At 72.9% G+C, this 16155-nt stretch carries 15 protein-coding genes; 13 read left to right on the top strand and 2 right to left on the bottom strand.

Annotated elements, in window-relative coordinates; translation table 11 throughout:
• Both HLB15_RS17070 and HLB15_RS17065 read left to right on the top strand, forming a co-directional pair.
• The coding region (locus HLB15_RS17070) for a S1C family serine protease (RefSeq protein WP_171106954.1) at positions 1–1443 on the top strand (1443 nt) is incomplete at its 5' end.
• Between the two features lie 134 nt (positions 1444–1577).
• On the top strand, positions 1578–2102 hold the full coding sequence (locus HLB15_RS17065) for a GNAT family N-acetyltransferase (protein ID WP_171106953.1): 525 nt from the start codon (positions 1578–1580) through the stop codon (positions 2100–2102).
• 30 nt (positions 2103–2132) lie between these two features.
• Here the strand turns inward: HLB15_RS17065 and HLB15_RS17060 are convergent, their stop codons facing one another.
• On the bottom strand, positions 2133–2762 hold the full coding sequence (locus HLB15_RS17060; protein ID WP_171106952.1) for a TetR/AcrR family transcriptional regulator: 630 nt from the start codon (positions 2760–2762) through the stop codon (positions 2133–2135).
• A 126-nt stretch (positions 2763–2888) separates the two neighbouring features.
• Here HLB15_RS17060 and HLB15_RS17055 point away from each other — a divergent pair, with 126 nt between their 5' ends.
• Together HLB15_RS17055 and HLB15_RS17050 are read left to right on the top strand one after the other, a co-directional pair.
• A complete protein-coding gene (locus HLB15_RS17055) occupies positions 2889–3482 on the top strand; it encodes a DUF6230 family protein (RefSeq protein WP_171106951.1) in 594 nt (197 codons plus the stop codon).
• Positions 3473–5227: a DUF6114 domain-containing protein gene (locus HLB15_RS17050; RefSeq protein WP_171106950.1), complete on the top strand. Its 1755-nt coding sequence runs from the start codon at positions 3473–3475 to the stop codon at positions 5225–5227. The genes HLB15_RS17055 and HLB15_RS17050 overlap by 10 nt, the downstream gene beginning before the upstream one ends.
• Positions 5228–5339: 112 nt before the next feature.
• Here the strand turns inward: HLB15_RS17050 and HLB15_RS17045 are convergent, their stop codons facing one another.
• Entirely contained in the window at positions 5340–6800 is a 1461-nt protein-coding gene (locus HLB15_RS17045) for an isochorismate synthase (protein WP_171106949.1), read from the bottom strand.
• A 121-nt stretch (positions 6801–6921) separates the two neighbouring features.
• Between HLB15_RS17045 and HLB15_RS17040 the strand changes: the two genes are divergently transcribed.
• The 9 genes from HLB15_RS17040 to HLB15_RS17000 all read left to right on the top strand — a co-directional run.
• Positions 6922–7629, top strand: a complete 708-nt coding sequence (locus HLB15_RS17040; RefSeq protein WP_171106948.1) for a demethylmenaquinone methyltransferase — start codon at positions 6922–6924, stop codon at positions 7627–7629.
• A gap of 203 nt (positions 7630–7832) precedes the next feature.
• On the top strand, positions 7833–9137 hold the full coding sequence (locus HLB15_RS17035; RefSeq protein WP_171106947.1) for a geranylgeranyl reductase family protein: 1305 nt from the start codon (positions 7833–7835) through the stop codon (positions 9135–9137).
• A gap of 49 nt (positions 9138–9186) precedes the next feature.
• Positions 9187–9546: an NADH-quinone oxidoreductase subunit A gene (locus HLB15_RS17030; protein WP_020016036.1), complete on the top strand. Its 360-nt coding sequence runs from the start codon at positions 9187–9189 to the stop codon at positions 9544–9546.
• An 82-nt stretch (positions 9547–9628) separates the two neighbouring features.
• A complete protein-coding gene (locus HLB15_RS17025) occupies positions 9629–10180 on the top strand; it encodes a NuoB/complex I 20 kDa subunit family protein (RefSeq protein WP_171106946.1) in 552 nt (183 codons plus the stop codon).
• Positions 10177–10944 (top strand): NADH-quinone oxidoreductase subunit C, encoded by a 768-nt coding sequence (locus tag HLB15_RS17020; protein ID WP_171106945.1) that lies wholly within the window; start codon positions 10177–10179, stop codon positions 10942–10944. The genes HLB15_RS17025 and HLB15_RS17020 overlap by 4 nt, the downstream gene beginning before the upstream one ends.
• 62 nt (positions 10945–11006) lie before the next feature.
• The gene (locus HLB15_RS17015) at positions 11007–12308 is read left to right on the top strand and encodes an NADH-quinone oxidoreductase subunit D (RefSeq protein WP_171106955.1); all 1302 of its coding nucleotides are present in this window, start codon (positions 11007–11009) and stop codon (positions 12306–12308) included.
• On the top strand, positions 12305–13138 hold the full coding sequence (gene nuoE, locus HLB15_RS17010; protein ID WP_171106944.1) for an NADH-quinone oxidoreductase subunit NuoE: 834 nt from the start codon (positions 12305–12307) through the stop codon (positions 13136–13138). Before HLB15_RS17015 ends, nuoE begins: the two co-directional genes overlap by 4 nt.
• Positions 13135–14481, top strand: a complete 1347-nt coding sequence (gene nuoF, locus HLB15_RS17005) for an NADH-quinone oxidoreductase subunit NuoF (protein WP_171106943.1) — start codon at positions 13135–13137, stop codon at positions 14479–14481. The genes nuoE and nuoF overlap by 4 nt, the downstream gene beginning before the upstream one ends.
• A partial coding sequence (locus HLB15_RS17000) for an NADH-quinone oxidoreductase subunit G (RefSeq protein ID WP_171106942.1) occupies positions 14478–16155 on the top strand: 1678 nt, incomplete at its 3' end. The genes nuoF and HLB15_RS17000, both read left to right, overlap by 4 nt.

The raw sequence follows: 16155 nt of genomic DNA, 5'->3' as shown, positions 1-16155 counted from the left end.
GCGCCGCACGCCCCGGCGGCGCAGGCCCCGGCAGCCCAGCAGCACCCCGCCCAGCAGCACCCCGCCGAGCACCACCCCGCCGAGCACCACCCCGCCGAGCAGCACCGGAGCCCGGCTCCCGCCTCGATCCCCGTCGGCACGGCGTCCGCCCCCGGCGGGGGCTCGGGCTACACCAACCCCTACGCCGTGCCCGCCACGACCACCGACGCCGCGCCGAGGTCCCCGCGCAACCGGACCTGGGTCCCGGTCGTCAGCGCGGCGGCCGCCGCGGCACTGCTCGCGAGCCTCGGCACGGCCGGGGTGATCGCGGTCTCCGACGACGGTTCCGGCGCCGCGTCGCTCGCCGACGTCGGCCAGTCGAACAACCGCAGCGTGCCCGTCAACAGCTCGAGCGTCGAGAACCCGAACTGGACCGAGGTCACCGCGGCGGTCCAGGAGTCCGTCGTCGCGATCCAGGTCGCGGGCCAGCGGGGCGGCGCGGAGGGCTCCGGCGTCGTGCTCGACTCCGAGGGCCACGTGCTGACCAACAACCACGTCGTGTCCGGCGCACAGACGGTGCAGGTCACCCTCAGCGACGGCCGGGTCTACGACGCGGACATCGTCGGCACCGACCCGACCACGGACCTCGCCGTCGTCCAGCTCCAGGACCCGCCGTCGGACCTCTCGCCCGCGACGTTCGCCGACTCCGACGACGTCGCGGTGGGCGAGCCGGTCCTGGCGCTCGGCAACCCGCTCGGCCTGGCCAACACCGCCACGACGGGCATCGTCTCGGCCCTGGACCGCCCGGTCACCGCGAGCGCGGAGGACGGCTCGGACCAGGTCGTGACCAACGCGATCCAGATCGACGCCGCGGTCAACCCCGGCAACTCGGGCGGCCCGCTGTTCAACGCGTCGGGCGAGGTCATCGGCATCACGTCGTCGATCGCCACGCTGTCCGGCTCGTCGAACAGCTCGGGCTCGATCGGCCTGGGCTTCGCGATCCCGTCCAACCTGGCCTCGCAGATCGGTGACCAGCTCCGGGAGGACGGCTCGGCCGAGCACGCGTTCCTCGGGGTCACGCTGGCGGACGCCGAGGCGACCGCCGACGGCGTGACGCGCCGCGGCGCCGGTGTCCAGGAGGTCGTGCCGGACTCGCCGGCCGGCGAGTCCGACATCCAGCGCGGCGACGTGATCGTCGCGATCGACGGCGAGCCCGTCAACGGCTCCGCGTCGCTCACCGCGTTCGTGCGGGAGAAGGCGGCGGGGGACGAGGCGGTGCTCACCGTGGTCCGCGACGGACGGACGCAGGAGGTCACCGTGAACCTCGCGGTCCGCGAGGACTCGAGCACCCCGCAGGGTCAGGACTCGGGCCAGGGCTCGGGGCAGGGCTCGCAGGGTGGCTCCGACCAGAGCAGCCCGAACAACATCCCGGACTGGCTGCAGGAGTTCTTCGAGCAGCGCTGAGGCCTGGGCCGACCGGGCCCCGCGGCCCGCGACGCGCCTGCCGCCGGAGGGCGGGTCCCATACCAGGATCCGCCCTCCGGTGGTATTCACGCGCCGGGGGGTGAAGTCTGTGCCACGGGGCTAGGTTGGGCGCCGTGTCAGGGACGTTCACCGTGGTCAGGACCCTCGGCCGGTCGGATGCGGCGCACGAGATCCTCGAGGAGCTCCCCGAGTGGTTCGGCATCGACCGGTTCACGACCGAGTACGTCGAGGCGGCCGCCCGGTTCCCCAACTACGTGGCGGTCGCCGTGCCCGACGGTGCACCCGGCGCCGACCCCGCGGGGCCCGGAGCGGACGGCACCGTCGTCCCGGTCGCCGAGGTGCTCGGCGTGCTCCTGCTCGACCAGCGCTTCCCGACGTCGGCCGAGGTGCACCTGCTCGCCGTCCGGCGCAAGCACCACCGCACGGGCATCGGCCGGTCCCTCCTGCGCCGGGTCGAGGACGACCTGCGCGCCCAGGGCGTCCGCGTCCTGAGCGTCAAGACGCTCGGCCCGTCGTCGGGCGACCCGGGCTTCGACCAGACCCGCGCCTTCTACAGCGCGTGCGGCTTCCACCCCGTCGAGGAGTTCCCCGACCTGTGGGCGGGCGACCCGTGCCTGCTCATGGTCAAGCCGCTCTGACCTGCGGCCGGAGAACGGGTCGGGCGCAGGTCAGGACAGCGACGGCGCGGCGGCGAGCGCCTCGGCGGCCCCTGGCACGACGGCGGAGACGACGCCGGCCAGGCTGCGCTCGAGGTACCCGACGAGCTCCTCGGCGGCGAGGTCGGAGTTGATGCCGCCGTCGACGAGGGCCTGCTCGGCGAGCGCGACCCAGGACCGCACGGCGATGCGCAGCAGCTCGGTGTCCGGCACGCCGAGCTCGAGCAGCACGGCCAGCGCCCGCTCGGTCTGCTCCCTGCGCGCGTCCTCGATGACGGCGCGCACCTCCTCGTCGCCGCTGGCGGCGCCGCGGACGAGGGAGTAGAACGTGGGGCCGTGCTCGCGGACGTAGGCGACGAGGCGGGTGAGCGTGCTCGCGAGGCGCTCGGCCGGCGGGAGCTCGGGCTGGGGCTCGGACGCGTGGAGCATCGAGTCCCTGGCACGACGCACGATCTCGTGGTGCAGGCCGTTCTTCGAGCCGAAGTAGTAGTAGACGAGACCTGTCGAGACACCGGCTTCGGCGGCGATCTCCTCGACGGTCACCTCGGCCAGCGGGCGGTCCGCGAGCGTGGCGACCCCGAGGGCCACGAGCTGGTTGCGGCGTTCCTCGGGGCGCAGGCGCGTACGTCGGGCTGTTGCCATGTGTCGAGCATATCGGGCAGGCTTTGCGCCGCCGTCGCAGCCACAATTGACGGTAACTCAGTAATCACGCTAACGTCGCCCGGGGCGACGACGCGGTCGCTCACATTGGCATCGAGGGGAACACCAATGAAGCTCAGCAAGATCACGGGGTCGCGCAAGGGTCGCGTGGCTCTCGCCGTCATCCCGGTCACCATCGCCGCCGGCTTCCTCCTCGGCGGGGTCGCACAGGGCGCCGTGCCCGTCTCGTTCGCCATCTCGGGCAGCCAGTTCAAGATCGGCGCGGACCAGCTCGAGGGCACCGGCTTCTCCCAGTACGCGGGCGTCGCCACGTCGTCGGACGGCACGCAGCACCCGGCCGCGATCGCGAACATCAAGGACGCCAAGCTCTACAACCTGTGCCAGTCGGTCGTGCAGGACACGCCGCTGGGCAAGGTCGGCCTGCTGATCTCCGCGGGCACGGGCAAGGAGCCCGCCAAGGCCACCGACCTCCAGATCGGCATGAACGACCTGTCGGGTACCGCGATCTTCAAGAACATCCGCATCGGCGTGGACGCCTCGACCGTGAACACGGCCAAGAAGGGCGACGCCGGCGACTTCGCGATGGACTCCGACTCGGTCGACATCTCGAACCTGGAGCAGGTGTCCTGGAGCACGCAGGCCGCCGTCTTCCAGCTGACGGACCTCAGCCTCAAGATCACGGACGGCACCGAGTGCTTCTGAGTCCGGGTGACGGCCAGGCGTCTGCCGGCCGCCCCGGGCTGCGTGCACGGTTCGCCGACTGGCGCAGGGACTTCCGCCCCTGGCGCAGGCAGCGGCCGTTCGTCGGGGGTGTGCTGGTAGCGCTCGCTGGCCTGGAGATGCTCCTGTCCGGCCCGATCAAGCTCGACCAGCTCGGCATGAACATCGTGCTGCAGTTCGGTGTCGAGGGGGCACAGGCGACGATCCTGCCGCTGGCGCTGACGCTGCTCGGCATCCTGTCGATCGCGCAGCCGGTGCACCGGGTCTTCTACGGCGTCATCGCGCTGGCGATCTCCGTGTACTCGATCGCGGGCGTGAACCTCGGCGGCTGGGTCGTCGGGTTCCTGCTCGGCGTCGTCGGCGGCGTCGTCGTCGTGTCGTGGGCGCCCCCGCCCGCCGTGGCGGAGACCGCAGGGGAGTCGACGGCGGACGACACGTCCGGCGAGGCCGCCCCCGGCACGCCGGCCGGTGAGGACGCGACGGGCGACGCCTCCGCGGAGGGCGAGGCCGCCGCGCAGGGCGAGGCCCCTGCCGAGGACGAGGCTGCCGCCGAGGGCGACGGGCCGCGTGCAGCGGCCGGTGCGCCCGGGCCCGCGGCCGAGGGCGGCGGATCCGCCAAGGACTCGCTCAGCGGCGCGCTGCGCGCGCTGTCGCAGAAGTCCGCCGCGGTGGTGGTCGCGGGCGCGATGGCGCTGGGCGGCGCGAGCCTGCCGGCGTCGGCCTCGATGCCCGCCTCGGCCGACAGCTCCCAGCAGGCCACGACGTCCTCCGACGACTCCTTCTGGTGCACCGTCTTCCGGATCTGCGACGACTCGGGCGAGCCGGAGCCGTCGGCGTCGCCGTCGGAGGGCGCGACCGATCCCGGCGCCGGCGAGGACCCGGGCGAGGGTACGGCGGACCCGGGCGACGGTGCCGAGGACGGCGCCGGGGACGGCGCGGGCGGTGACGCCGGTGCCGGGGACGGCGCGGCCGGCGGTGACGAGGCAGCGGACCCGGGTGCGGGTGCCGGCCAGGACGGCGAGGACGCCGAGGAGCCCGAGTGCAAGGAGCCGACCCAGGAGGGCGAGGTGCCCCCGGAGGAGGCGGACGTCGCGCCGTCGGACCCGTGCGGTGAGATCGACCCGCAGAAGGTGCTCGAGGAGGCGCTGCAGACCGAGCTCGGCACGTGCGTCAAGGTGACCTTCGGCGGGAAGTTCGACCTCAACGTCCAGCTGCCGGGCCAGTGCGGGACGAGGGAGGACGGCAACGTCTTCTCGCTGCCCGCAGACCTGGAGAGCCGCGACCTGACGATCCCGCTGACCGGCATCAACGGCATCGGGCTGGCCAACGTCCCGGTCAAGGGCGACGGCGGTGGCCGCAGGGACGCGATCAAGATCTCCGCGGACAAGGTCGTCGTCGACGGGTTCTGGCTCAAGTCCTACGCGTACGACCACGGCACGGTGGCGGGCACGGACACGCGCGCGAGCTCCGTCTCCCTCGAGGGCGACGCGCACATGTACGTGTCGTCGATCCACGCGAACCTGCCGGACGGCCAGGACCTCCTGGAGGTCGCGACCAAGGTCCTCGAGGGCGCCTCGCTCATCGAGCTGCTGCTCACGGCGACGGACGCCCGGATGGGCTTCCTCGGCGCGACGTCGCAGACGCAGGTGTGGGACACCTTCCGCGAGCAGGTCTGGGGCGACCCGACCGACCCGATCGGCAAGGGCCCCACCGCCGGCACCCCCTGACCGGCCCCCCGAACCCCCCGAGGTAGTCACTGGGCGAGGTAGACACCTGGCGAGGTAGACACGCTCACTCCGCCAAGTGACTACTTCGCCAAGTGACTACCTCGCCAGGTGTCTACCTCGTGCGGAGGGCGTAGCGCATCGGTTCCAGCTTGGCCTCCGACTCCGCCAGCTCCGCGGCCGGGTCGGAGGCCGAGACGATGCCGCACCCGGCGAACAGGCGGATCGTCCGGCGGTTCTTCGGCGAGATCTCGGCCGAGCGCAGCGCGATGCCCCACTCGCCGTCGCCGTCGGCGCCGACCCAGCCCACCGGCCCGGCGTACCGGGCGCGGTCCAGGCCCTCGATCTCGCGGATCAGGTCGCGCGCCGCGGTGGTCGGGGTGCCGCACACGGCGGCGCTCGGGTGCAGAGCGGCCGCGAGCGAGAGCGACGACGGCCGCGCGGCCGCCCCGGCGTCCTGGCCCGCGAGCACGCCCGTGACGTCCGTCGCCAGGTGCATGACGTTCGGCAGGTGCAGCACGAACGGCACCTCCGGCACGTTCATCGACGAGCAGTAGGGCTCGAGCGCCGCCGCGACGGACCGCACGGCGAACTCGTGCTCCTCGAGGTCCTTGGAGGACCGCGCGAGCTGGGCCGCGCGCAGGAGGTCGGCGTCGTCGCCCTGCGTGTCGGGGGTCGTCCCGCCGTGGTCGCGGCGGATCGTGCCGGCCAGCACGCGCGAGGCCACCAGGCCCTTCTCGCTGCGCACGAGCAGCTCCGGCGTGGCACCGACCATGCCGTCCACGCTGAACGTCCAGCACGCCTCGTAGGCCGACGCGAGGCGGCCCAGCAGGTGCCGGGTGTCGACGGGGTGCTCCGTCGTCGCGACGACGTCGCGCGCGAGCACCACCTTCTCGAGCTCGCCCGCCTGGATCCGGGCGATGCCCTCCGCGACGACGGCGGGCCAGTCGTCCGCACCCACCGCGCCGTCGGTGAGGGCAACGCGGCCGGGGCCGGTGACCGGCTGCACCGGGTACGCCGAGAGCAGCTCGTCGCCGACCGGGGCCGACCGGTCGCCCACGAGCGCGACCGTGGTGAGCCAGGCGCGGTCGCCCCGGCGCCCGAGCACGACGCGCGGCACGACGAGCACGCCGCTGGCCCGGGCCGGGTCCTCCTCCTCGTCGCCGGGCGAGACGTCGTCGAACGCGAAGCTGCCGAAGGCGACCAGCCCGCTGCCGGGCAGGCCGACCTCGTCCTGCACCTCCGCCAGCGCGAGCACCTGGCGCCACTTGTCGTCCGCGTCGGCGAACCGGCCGGGGCCGAAGGTCTCGAACCGGAGGGCCTCGCCCCAGCCCACCAGGCCGTCGCCGTGCCGCACCCACGCCAGGGCCGCGCTGTCGGGCAGGCGGTCGATGAGGGCACTCGCGTCGGCCGGCAGGTCGTCGACCGCGGTGGTGCGGACGACGAGCCGCGGCCCGTCGGGTGCGCCGGGCGGTGCGTCGTCGGACGGTGGCGGCGCCTCGGTGACCCACACGTCATCGTACGTGGCGGTGGCTGCGGGGGCGCCGGGGGAGCCCGGGGCGGGTGAAGCGGTCATCGGCCTCAGGATAAGCACCGCGGACGGCCCCTCGACCCGCCCGTAGCCGACGTCACAGCACCGACGGCACGGCGCCGCCGCCGCGCGCACGGGCCGGTGCACGACGTGGGACGATGACCGCATGTCCCGCGCAAGCCTGGAGAAGAAGCCGGCCGAGGTCGCGTCGATGTTCGACGGGATCGCCGCCCGCTACGACCTGACCAACGACCTGATCTCCCTGGGCCAGGACCGGCGCTGGCGCCGGCTCACGGTCGAGGCCGTCGCGGCCATGCCGGGCGAGCGCGTGCTCGACCTCGCGGCGGGCACGGGCACCAGCAGCGAGCCGTTCGCGGCCGACGGCGCGTTCGTCGTGCCGTCCGACTTCTCGATCGGCATGCTCCAGGTCGGCAAGCGACGGCGGCCCGACCTGCCGTTCGTCGCGGGCGACGCGACGCGCCTGCCGTTCGCCGACGCCTCGTTCGACGCCGTGACGATCAGCTTCGGCCTGCGCAACGTCGTGGACACCTCCGCGGCCCTGCGGGAGATGCTGCGCGTGGTCCGGCCGGGCGGGCGCATCGTCATCTGCGAGTTCTCGACGCCCACGTGGGCGCCGTTCCGCACGGTCTACCAGGAGTACCTGATGCGCGCGCTGCCGGTCATGGCCACCCTCGTGACCCGGGACAAGGGCTCCTACGACTACCTCGCGGAGTCGATCCGAGGCTGGCACACCCAGGTCGAGCTCGCGCGGCTCATGCTCGAGGCCGGGTGGGAGCACGTCGCCTACCGCAACGTCTCGGCGGGGATCGTGGCGCTGCACCGGGCCGTGCGCCCCACCGACGCGCCGTCCTGACGTCACGCGTCCGCCGCCCCCCCGCGGCACCCCGTTCCGCCCTCTGCCAAGTAAGGGGAACCTTCCTACACAATCCCCCCTAAGTGTGGCTAGGGTGTCGGTGTTGTGACAGGGTTCACAAGGGCTTGTCATCACGGCCCTTCAGAGCCCCGCGCAACGAGGTCAGCAACGACCACGACAGCGGGTTCCCAACGGGGGTGAACGTGCGAAGAGAGCGACGCGACGACGCGGATGTCATCGTGGTGGGCGCCGGGCCGGCCGGCTCGTCCACCGCGCACTGGTGCGCGGCCGCGGGCCTCGACGTGCTGCTCCTGGAGAAGGGCGAGTTCCCCCGCGACAAGATCTGCGGCGACGGCCTGACGCCGCGCGCCGTGGCCGAGCTGGTCCGCATGGGCGTGCCGACCCGCGAGGAGGACGGCTGGATCCGCAACCGTGGCCTGCGGGTGCACGGCGGCGGCCGTTCCTACGAGCTCGACTGGCCCACCCTCACGACCTACCCCGGCTTCGGCATGGCCCGCGCCCGCATGACGCTCGACCACACGCTGGCCCAGCACGCGCAGGCGAGCGGCGCCAAGCTGCTCGAGCGCACCAAGGTCACGGGCCCCGTGCGGGACGACGCCGGCCGCGTGGCCGGTGTGACCGTCCAGCCGCTCGACGCCCGCGGCCGCGCCGAGGGGCCGGCCAAGGAGCTGCGTGCCCCGGTCGTGGTGGCCGCCGACGGCGTGAGCTCGCGCCTCGCGCTCGCCGTCGGCCGCGAGCGCCGGGACGACCGCCCGATGGGCACCGCCGTGCGCGCCTACTACCGCACGCCGCGCCACGACGACCCGTTCATGGAGTCGCACCTGGAGCTGTGGGACGGCGAGCCGGGCCGGAGCAACCTGCTGCCGGGCTACGGCTGGATCTTCCCGCTCGGCGACGGCACCGTGAACGTGGGCCTGGGCAGCGTGGCGTCGACGCCGGCGCGCCAGTCGGCCGCGGGCATCGACTACCGCCGCCTGATGGAGACGTGGCTGGCCAAGAGCGCGCCGGAGGGCTGGGACCTCGTGCACGACCCCGAGCGCGGCCCGATCCGCGGTGCGGCGCTGCCGATGGGCTTCAACCGTGGCCCGCTGTACGCGGACGGCGTGCTGCTGGCGGGTGACGCCGCGGGCATGGTCAGCCCGTTCAACGGCGAGGGTATCGCCTACGGCCTGCAGGCCGGGCGGGTCGCGGCCGAGGCGATCAGCCAGGCGCGCCACCAGGCCACGGACGCGGCCCGCGAGGCCACGCTGGCCACGTACGCCGACCGGATGCGGGCCGACCTGGGCGGCTACTACACGCTGGGCCGCTGGTTCGTGCGGCTCATCGAGCACCCCGAGATCATGCGCCTGTGCGTGCGGCACGGGCTGCCGTGCCGCGTCGTCATGCAGTTCACGCTCAAGCTCCTGTCCGACTGCTACGAGCCGCGCGGGGGCGACTGGGTCGACCGCGTGATCGCGGGGCTGACGAGGGTGGTCCCGCGCGCATGAGCTCCACGACATCCGAAGGGCACAAGGGCACATTCATGAAGGGCACAGCATGAACCCCTACGTTCCGATCCTGATCCTCATGGCGATCGGGGCAGTCCTCGCGCTGGGCGGCGTCGCCGCGAGCGCGATCATCGGCCCGAAGCGGTACAACCGCGCCAAGCTCGACTCGTACGAGTGCGGCATCGAGCCGACGCCGCACGCCGTCGGGGGCGGGCGGCTGCCGATCAAGTACTACCTGGTGGCGATGACCTTCATCGTCTTCGACATCGAGGTCGTCTTCCTCTACCCGTGGGCTGTCGACTTCACGACGCTCGCGACGTTCGGCCTGGTGGCGATGCTGGCGTTCCTCGCCCTCATCACCGTGCCGTTCGTGTACGAGTGGCGGCGCGGCGGCTTCGACTGGGTCTGACGGCGGCGACGAAGACTTCACGCACGGCGCCCCGCGGCGTCGTGCAGCGACGCCGGGCGGTGCCCGGCAACTAGGAGGGGACATGGGTGTCGAGGAAGCGCCGTCAGGGTTCCTGCTGACGACGATCGAGGACCTGGCGGGGTACCTGCGCAAGGCCTCGCTGTGGCCGGTGACGTTCGGCCTGGCGTGCTGCGCCATCGAGATGATGGCGGCGGGCGCGTCGCGGTTCGACCTGTCGCGGTTCGGCATGGAGGTCTTCCGCGCGTCGCCGCGGCAGGCCGACCTGATGATCGTGGCGGGCCGCGTGAGCCAGAAGATGGCGCCGGTCGTGCGGCAGGTCTACGACCAGATGAGCGAGCCCAAGTGGGTGCTGTCGATGGGCGTGTGCGCGTCGTCGGGCGGCATGTTCAACAACTACGCGATCGTGCAGGGCGTCGACCACGTCGTGCCCGTCGACATCTACCTGCCCGGCTGCCCGCCGCGCCCGGAGATGCTGATCAACGCGATCCTCGGCCTGCACGACCACATCCAGAGCTCGCCGCTCGGCGTGAACCGCCTCGAGGCGGCGCGCGCCGCGGAGGCGGCCGCCCTGGAGGCGACGCCGACGTTCGAGATGAAGGGTCTGCTGCGATGAGCGACGTGACGCCGGGCGGCGACCAGCACGCGGTCGTCGAGCGGCCCGAGGAGGCCACGCGGCTCGAGGTCGTCGAGGTGAAGCGGGGCATGTTCGGTGCCACGGGGTCCGGCGACACGTCCGGCTACGGCGGGCTCGTCACGCCCGTCGCGATGCCGGGGCCGTCGCAGCGCCCGTACGGCGGCTGGTTCGACCAGGTGGTCGACATCCTCGCCGAGGTGCTCGAGGAGGGCACCGCCTCGGGCGGGCCCGGGTTCGACGACGCGATCGAGAAGGTCGTCGTCGACCTGCACGGCGCCGAGAGCGCCGAGGCGCCGCAGGCCGAGCTCACGCTGTACGTGGCGCGCGAGCACCTCGTGCCCGTCTGCCAGGCGCTGCGTGACGACCAGGACCTGCGGTTCGAGCTCTCGCTCGGCGTCAGCGGCGTGCACTACCCGCACGACGCCGGCCGCGAGCTGCACGCGGTGTACCACCTGACGTCGGTGACGCACTCGCGCCGCCTGCGTCTCGAGGTCGCGGCACCGGACGACGACCCGCACATCCCGTCGACCACGTCCGTGTACCCGTCCAACGACTGGCACGAGCGCGAGACGTACGACTTCTTCGGGATCGTGTTCGACGGCCACCCCGCCCTGACCCGCATCGAGATGCCGGACGACTGGGTGGGCCACCCGCAGCGCAAGGACTACCCGCTCGGCGGCATCCCCGTCGAGTACAAGGGGGCCACGGTGCCCCCGCCGGACACGAGGAGGAGCTACTCATGAGCGCTCCCGCAGACCACCGGTCGCACGCCCCCCACGCCACCCGGCCGGCGGGCAACGAGGACATGTCGTCCACGGTGCGCGCCTTCGAGGCGTACGGCGACGGCGACTGGGACGACATCGCACGCGAGGCGATCGGCGAGGAGCGGATCGTCGTCAACATGGGTCCGCAGCACCCGTCCACGCACGGCGTGCTGCGCCTCATGCTGGAGATCGACGGCGAGACCGTCACCGAGGCGCGCGCGGGCATCGGCTACCTGCACACGGGCATCGAGAAGAACATGGAGTTCCGGACGTGGACGCAGGGCACCACGTTCTGCACCCGCATGGACTACGTGGCGCCCCTGTTCCAGGAGGCCGCCTACTGCCTCGCCGTGGAGAAGCTGCTCGGCATCACGGACGACATCCCCGAGCGTGCCTCGGTGATCCGCGTGCTGATGATGGAGCTCAACCGCATCTCGTCCCACCTGGTCTGCCTCGGCACCGGCGGCAACGAGATGGGCGCCACGACCGTCATGACCGTCGGGTTCACCGCCCGCGAGGAGATCCTGCGCCTCTTCGAGGCCGTCACCGGTCTGCGCATGAACCACGCGTACATCCGGCCCGGCGGCGTCGCGGTGGACACCCCCGAGGGCTTCACCACGCAGGCCCGGGCGGCGCTGAAGAACGTGCGCGGCTACCTCAAGCAGCTCACCGACCTCATGCTCGCCAACCCGATCTTCAAGGCACGCCTCACCGACGTCGGGGTGCTCAACCTCGCCGGCTGCATGGCCCTCGGCGTCACCGGCCCGGTGCTGCGCTCCACGGGTCTGCCGTACGACGTCCGCAAGGACAACCCGTACTGCGGCTACGAGACCTACGACTTCGACGTCCCCACCGCGCAGGGCGCCGACTGCTACGACCGCGTCGTGCTCCGCATCGAGGAGTGCTACCAGTCCCTCAAGATCGTCGAGCAGGCCCTCGACCGGCTCGACCGCACCGAGGGCGAGCCCGTCATGGTCGCCGACAGGAAGATCGCCTGGCCCGCCCAGCTCGCCGTGGGCGCCGACGGGCAGGGCAACTCGCTCGAGCACATCAAGAAGATCATGGGCACCTCCATGGAGGCCCTGATCCACCACTTCAAGCTGGTCACCGAGGGCTTCCGCGTCCCCGTCGGCCAGGCCTGGCAGACCGTGGAGCACCCGCGCGGCGAGCTCGGCGTGCACGTCGTCTCCGACGGCGGCACCCGCCCCTACCGCGCGCACTTCCGCGACCCCTCGTTCAACAACCTCCAGGCCACGTCGGTGATGTGCGAGGGCGGCCAGGTGGCCGACGTCGTCGTCGCCGTCGCGTCCCTGGACCCCGTGCTGGGAGGTGTGGACCGATGACGGCAGAGCCCGTGGAGACGCCCACGACGAAGACCCGCTACGACGCCGAGACCCTGGCGAGCCTGACCGCCGACGCCACGCAGATCATGGCCCGCTACCCGGACCCCCGGTCCGGTCTGCTGCCCATGCTCCACCTCGTGCAGTCCGTCGACGGCTACGTGAGCAGGGACGGCATCCTGTTCTGCGCGGAGATGCTCGGCATCACGGCGGCGGAGGTCTCCGCCGTCGCGACGTTCTACACCCAGTACAAGCGCCGTCCCAACGGCACCTACACCGTCGGGGTGTGCACCAACACCCTGTGCGCGGTCATGGGCGGCGACGCGATCTTCGACGAGCTCAGCGACCACCTCGGCGTCGGCCACGACGAGACCACGCCCGACGGCGCCATCACGCTCGAGCGCGTCGAGTGCAACGCCGCCTGCGACTACGCGCCCGTCGTGATGGTCAACTGGGAGTTCTTCGACAACCAGACGCCCGAGTCGGCCACGGCCCTCGCGGACAAGCTCATCCTCGGCGAGGACGTCGTCCCGACCCGCGGCGCCGCGTCGGTGTGCTCCTTCAAGCAGATGAGCCGTGTGCTCGCCGGGTTCCCCGACGGCCGCGCGGACGAGGGCGTCGGCGCAGGCGCCCCGACGCTCGCCGGGCTCTCGGTCGCGCGCGAGCGCGGCTGGACCGCGCCGGAGGCCCCGGCCGCCGACGCCGCCGACGGCGCCACCGGCCAGACCAGCCCGCCCGTCGGCACGCCCGGCTCGTCGGCCGAGCGCACGCCCACGACGGCGCCCGACACCTCGGTCGGCAAGGACAAGAAGTCCGGAGAGGACGCGAAGTGACTCTCACACCGGTACTCACCGACACCTGGGACAAGGACCGCTCCTGGCGCCTGGCCACCTACGAGCGCGCGGGCGGCTACGCGGGCCTGAAGAAGGCGCTGCGGATGGAGCCCGGCGAGATCGTCCAGGCCGTCAAGGACTCCGGCCTGCGCGGCCGCGGCGGCGCAGGCTTCCCGACCGGCATGAAGTGGGGCTTCCTGCCCCCGCCCGACGGCGGCCCGCGGTACCTGGTCGTCAACGCCGACGAGTCCGAGCCGGGCACCTGCAAGGACATCCCGCTCATGCTCGCGAGCCCGCAGCACCTCATCGAGGGTGTCGCCATCACGAGCTACGCCATCGGCTGCGACCACGCGTTCATCTACGTACGCGGCGAGGTGCTGCACGTCTACCGGCGGCTGCTCAACGCCGTCGAGGAGGCGTACCGCGCCGGGTACCTGGGCAAGAACATCCAGGGCTCCGGTTTCGACCTCGACATCACCGTGCACGCGGGCGCCGGCGCCTACATCTGCGGCGAGGAGACCGCGCTGCTCGACTCGCTGGAGGGCCTGCGCGGCCAGCCGCGGCTCAAGCCGCCGTTCCCTGCCGTCGCGGGCTTGTACGCGCGGCCCACCGTGGTGAACAACGTCGAGTCCATCGCCTCGGTGCCCGCCATCGTCGCGAACGGGGCCGACTGGTTCGCCTCGATGGGCACCGAGAAGTCGCAGGGCCACGGCCTGTTCTCGCTGTCGGGCCACGTGACGCGCCCCGGCCAGTACGAGGCGCCGCTCGGCATCACGCTGCGCGAGCTGCTCGACCTGGCCGGCGGCGTCCGCGCCGGGCACGAGCTGAAGTTCTGGACGCCGGGCGGGTCGTCGACGCCGATCTTCACGGCCGACCACCTCGACACCCCGCTCGACTACGAGTCCGTCGGCGCGGCCGGGTCGATGCTCGGCACGCGCGCGCTGCAGATCTTCGACGAGACCGTCTGCGTGGTGCGCGCCGTGTCCCGGTGGACCGACTTCTACGCGCACGAGTCGTGCGGCAAGTGCACGCCGTGCCGCGAGGGCACCTACTGGCTCAAGCAGGTGCTGCACCGGATCGAGGCGGGCGAGGGCGCCGACGGCGACCTCGAGCTGCTGCTCGACCTGTGCGACAACATCCTGGGCAAGGCGTTCTGCGCCCTCGGCGACGGTGCCACCTCGCCGATCACGTCCAGCGTGCAGCTCTTCCGGGACGAGTACCAGGCGCACATCGACGGGCACGGCTGCCCGTTCGACCCGAGCGCGTCGGCCCTCTTCCCGTACACCCCCAAGACACGGACCCCCGGAGCCCTCGCTGGCGCCGGGGCGGGAGGTCACCGATGACCGTCACGTCCAACGACACCAGCACCGAGGCCGCACCGGTCGAGCTGGTCACCTTCACCATCGACGGGACGGAGGTGAGCGTGCCGAAGGGCACGCTGATCATCCGCGCGGCCGAGCAGGCGGGCATCCAGATCCCGCGCTTCTGCGACCACCCGCTGCTCGCGCCCGCCGGCGCCTGCAGGCAGTGCCTCGTCGAGGTCGCGATGCCGGACCGCGAGGGCAACGTGCGGCCCATGCCGAAGCCGCAGGCCTCCTGCACCATGACGGTGGCGCCGGGCATGGTGGTCAAGACGCAGCACACCTCCGCCGTCGCCGACAAGGCGCAGCAGGGGGTCATGGAGCTGCTGCTCATGAACCACCCGCTCGACTGCCCCGTGTGCGACAAGGGCGGCGAGTGCCCGCTGCAGAACCAGGCGATGTCGAACGGGCGCACCGACTCGCGGTTCGTCGACGTCAAGCGGACCTTCCCGAAGCCGATCGCGCTGTCCACGCAGATCCTGCTCGACCGGGAGCGCTGCGTGCTGTGCCAGCGCTGCACCCGGTTCAGCGAGGAGATCGCGGGCGACTCGTTCATCGCGCTGCAGGACCGCGGCGCCCACCAGCAGATCGGCCGGTTCGACGAGGACGTGCTCGGCTTCGCCGGCGCCGAGTCGAGCACCGGCCCGGTGGACCGCCCCGTCGGCGAGGCCGCGACGGACAGCTCCGGGCGCCCGTTCTCGTCCTACTACTCGGGCAACACGGTGCAGATCTGCCCGGTCGGCGCGCTGACGGGTGCGGGGTACCGGTTCCGGTCCCGGCCGTTCGACCTGGTGAGCACCGAGAGCATCGCGGAGCACGACGCGTGCGGGTCCGCGATCCGCATCGACCACCGCCGCGGCCAGGTGCTGCGCCGGCTGTCGGGCGAGGACCCGGTGGTCAACGAGGAGTGGATCACCGACAAGGACCGGTTCGCGTTCACCTGGCAGACCGCACCCGACCGGCTCACCACGCCCCTGGTCCGCGACCGCGCGGCCGACGGCACGCGCGGCGAGCTGCGGCCCGCCTCCTGGGTCGAGGCGCTCGAGGTCGCCGCGGCGGGCCTCACCGCGGCCCGGCAGGCCGGCGGGGTCGGCGTGCTGCCCGGCGGCCGGCTCACGGTCGAGGACGCGTTCGCGTGGTCCCGCTTCGCGCGCGCCGTGCTCGGCACCAACGACGTCGACCAGCGCGTGCGCGTGCACTCCGCGGAGGAGGCCGCGTTCCTGGCCCACGCCGTGGCGGGCACCGGCGTCGGCGTCACGTTCGGCGACCTGGAGAAGGCGCCCGCCGTGCTGCTCGTCGGCCTCGAGGCCGAGGAGGAGGCGGGCGTCACCTACCTGCGGCTGCGCAAGGCCGCGCGGAAGGGCACGCAGGTCTTCTCCGTCGCGCCGTACGCGACCCGCGGCCTGATCCGCCTCGACGGGACGCTGCTGCCCGCGGCCCCCGGCACCGAGGCCGAGTGGCTGGACAGCCTGAGCGGCGACCTGACGCGCGGCGTCGACGCGAGCGCCCTGGCACAGCCGGGCGCCGTGATCCTCGTCGGCGAGCGTCTCGCGGGCTCGCCCGGCGCGTACGCGGCGGCCCTGCGCCTCGCCGAGGCGACGGGCGCGCGGCTCGCGTGGATCCCGCGCCGCGCCGGCGAGCGTGGTGGCGTCGAGG

Source organism: Promicromonospora citrea (genome assembly GCF_013004695.1).
In the GTDB taxonomy this organism is placed as follows: domain Bacteria; phylum Actinomycetota; class Actinomycetes; order Actinomycetales; family Cellulomonadaceae; genus Promicromonospora; species Promicromonospora citrea.
This window is presented reverse-complemented; position numbering and strand designations above follow the sequence as displayed.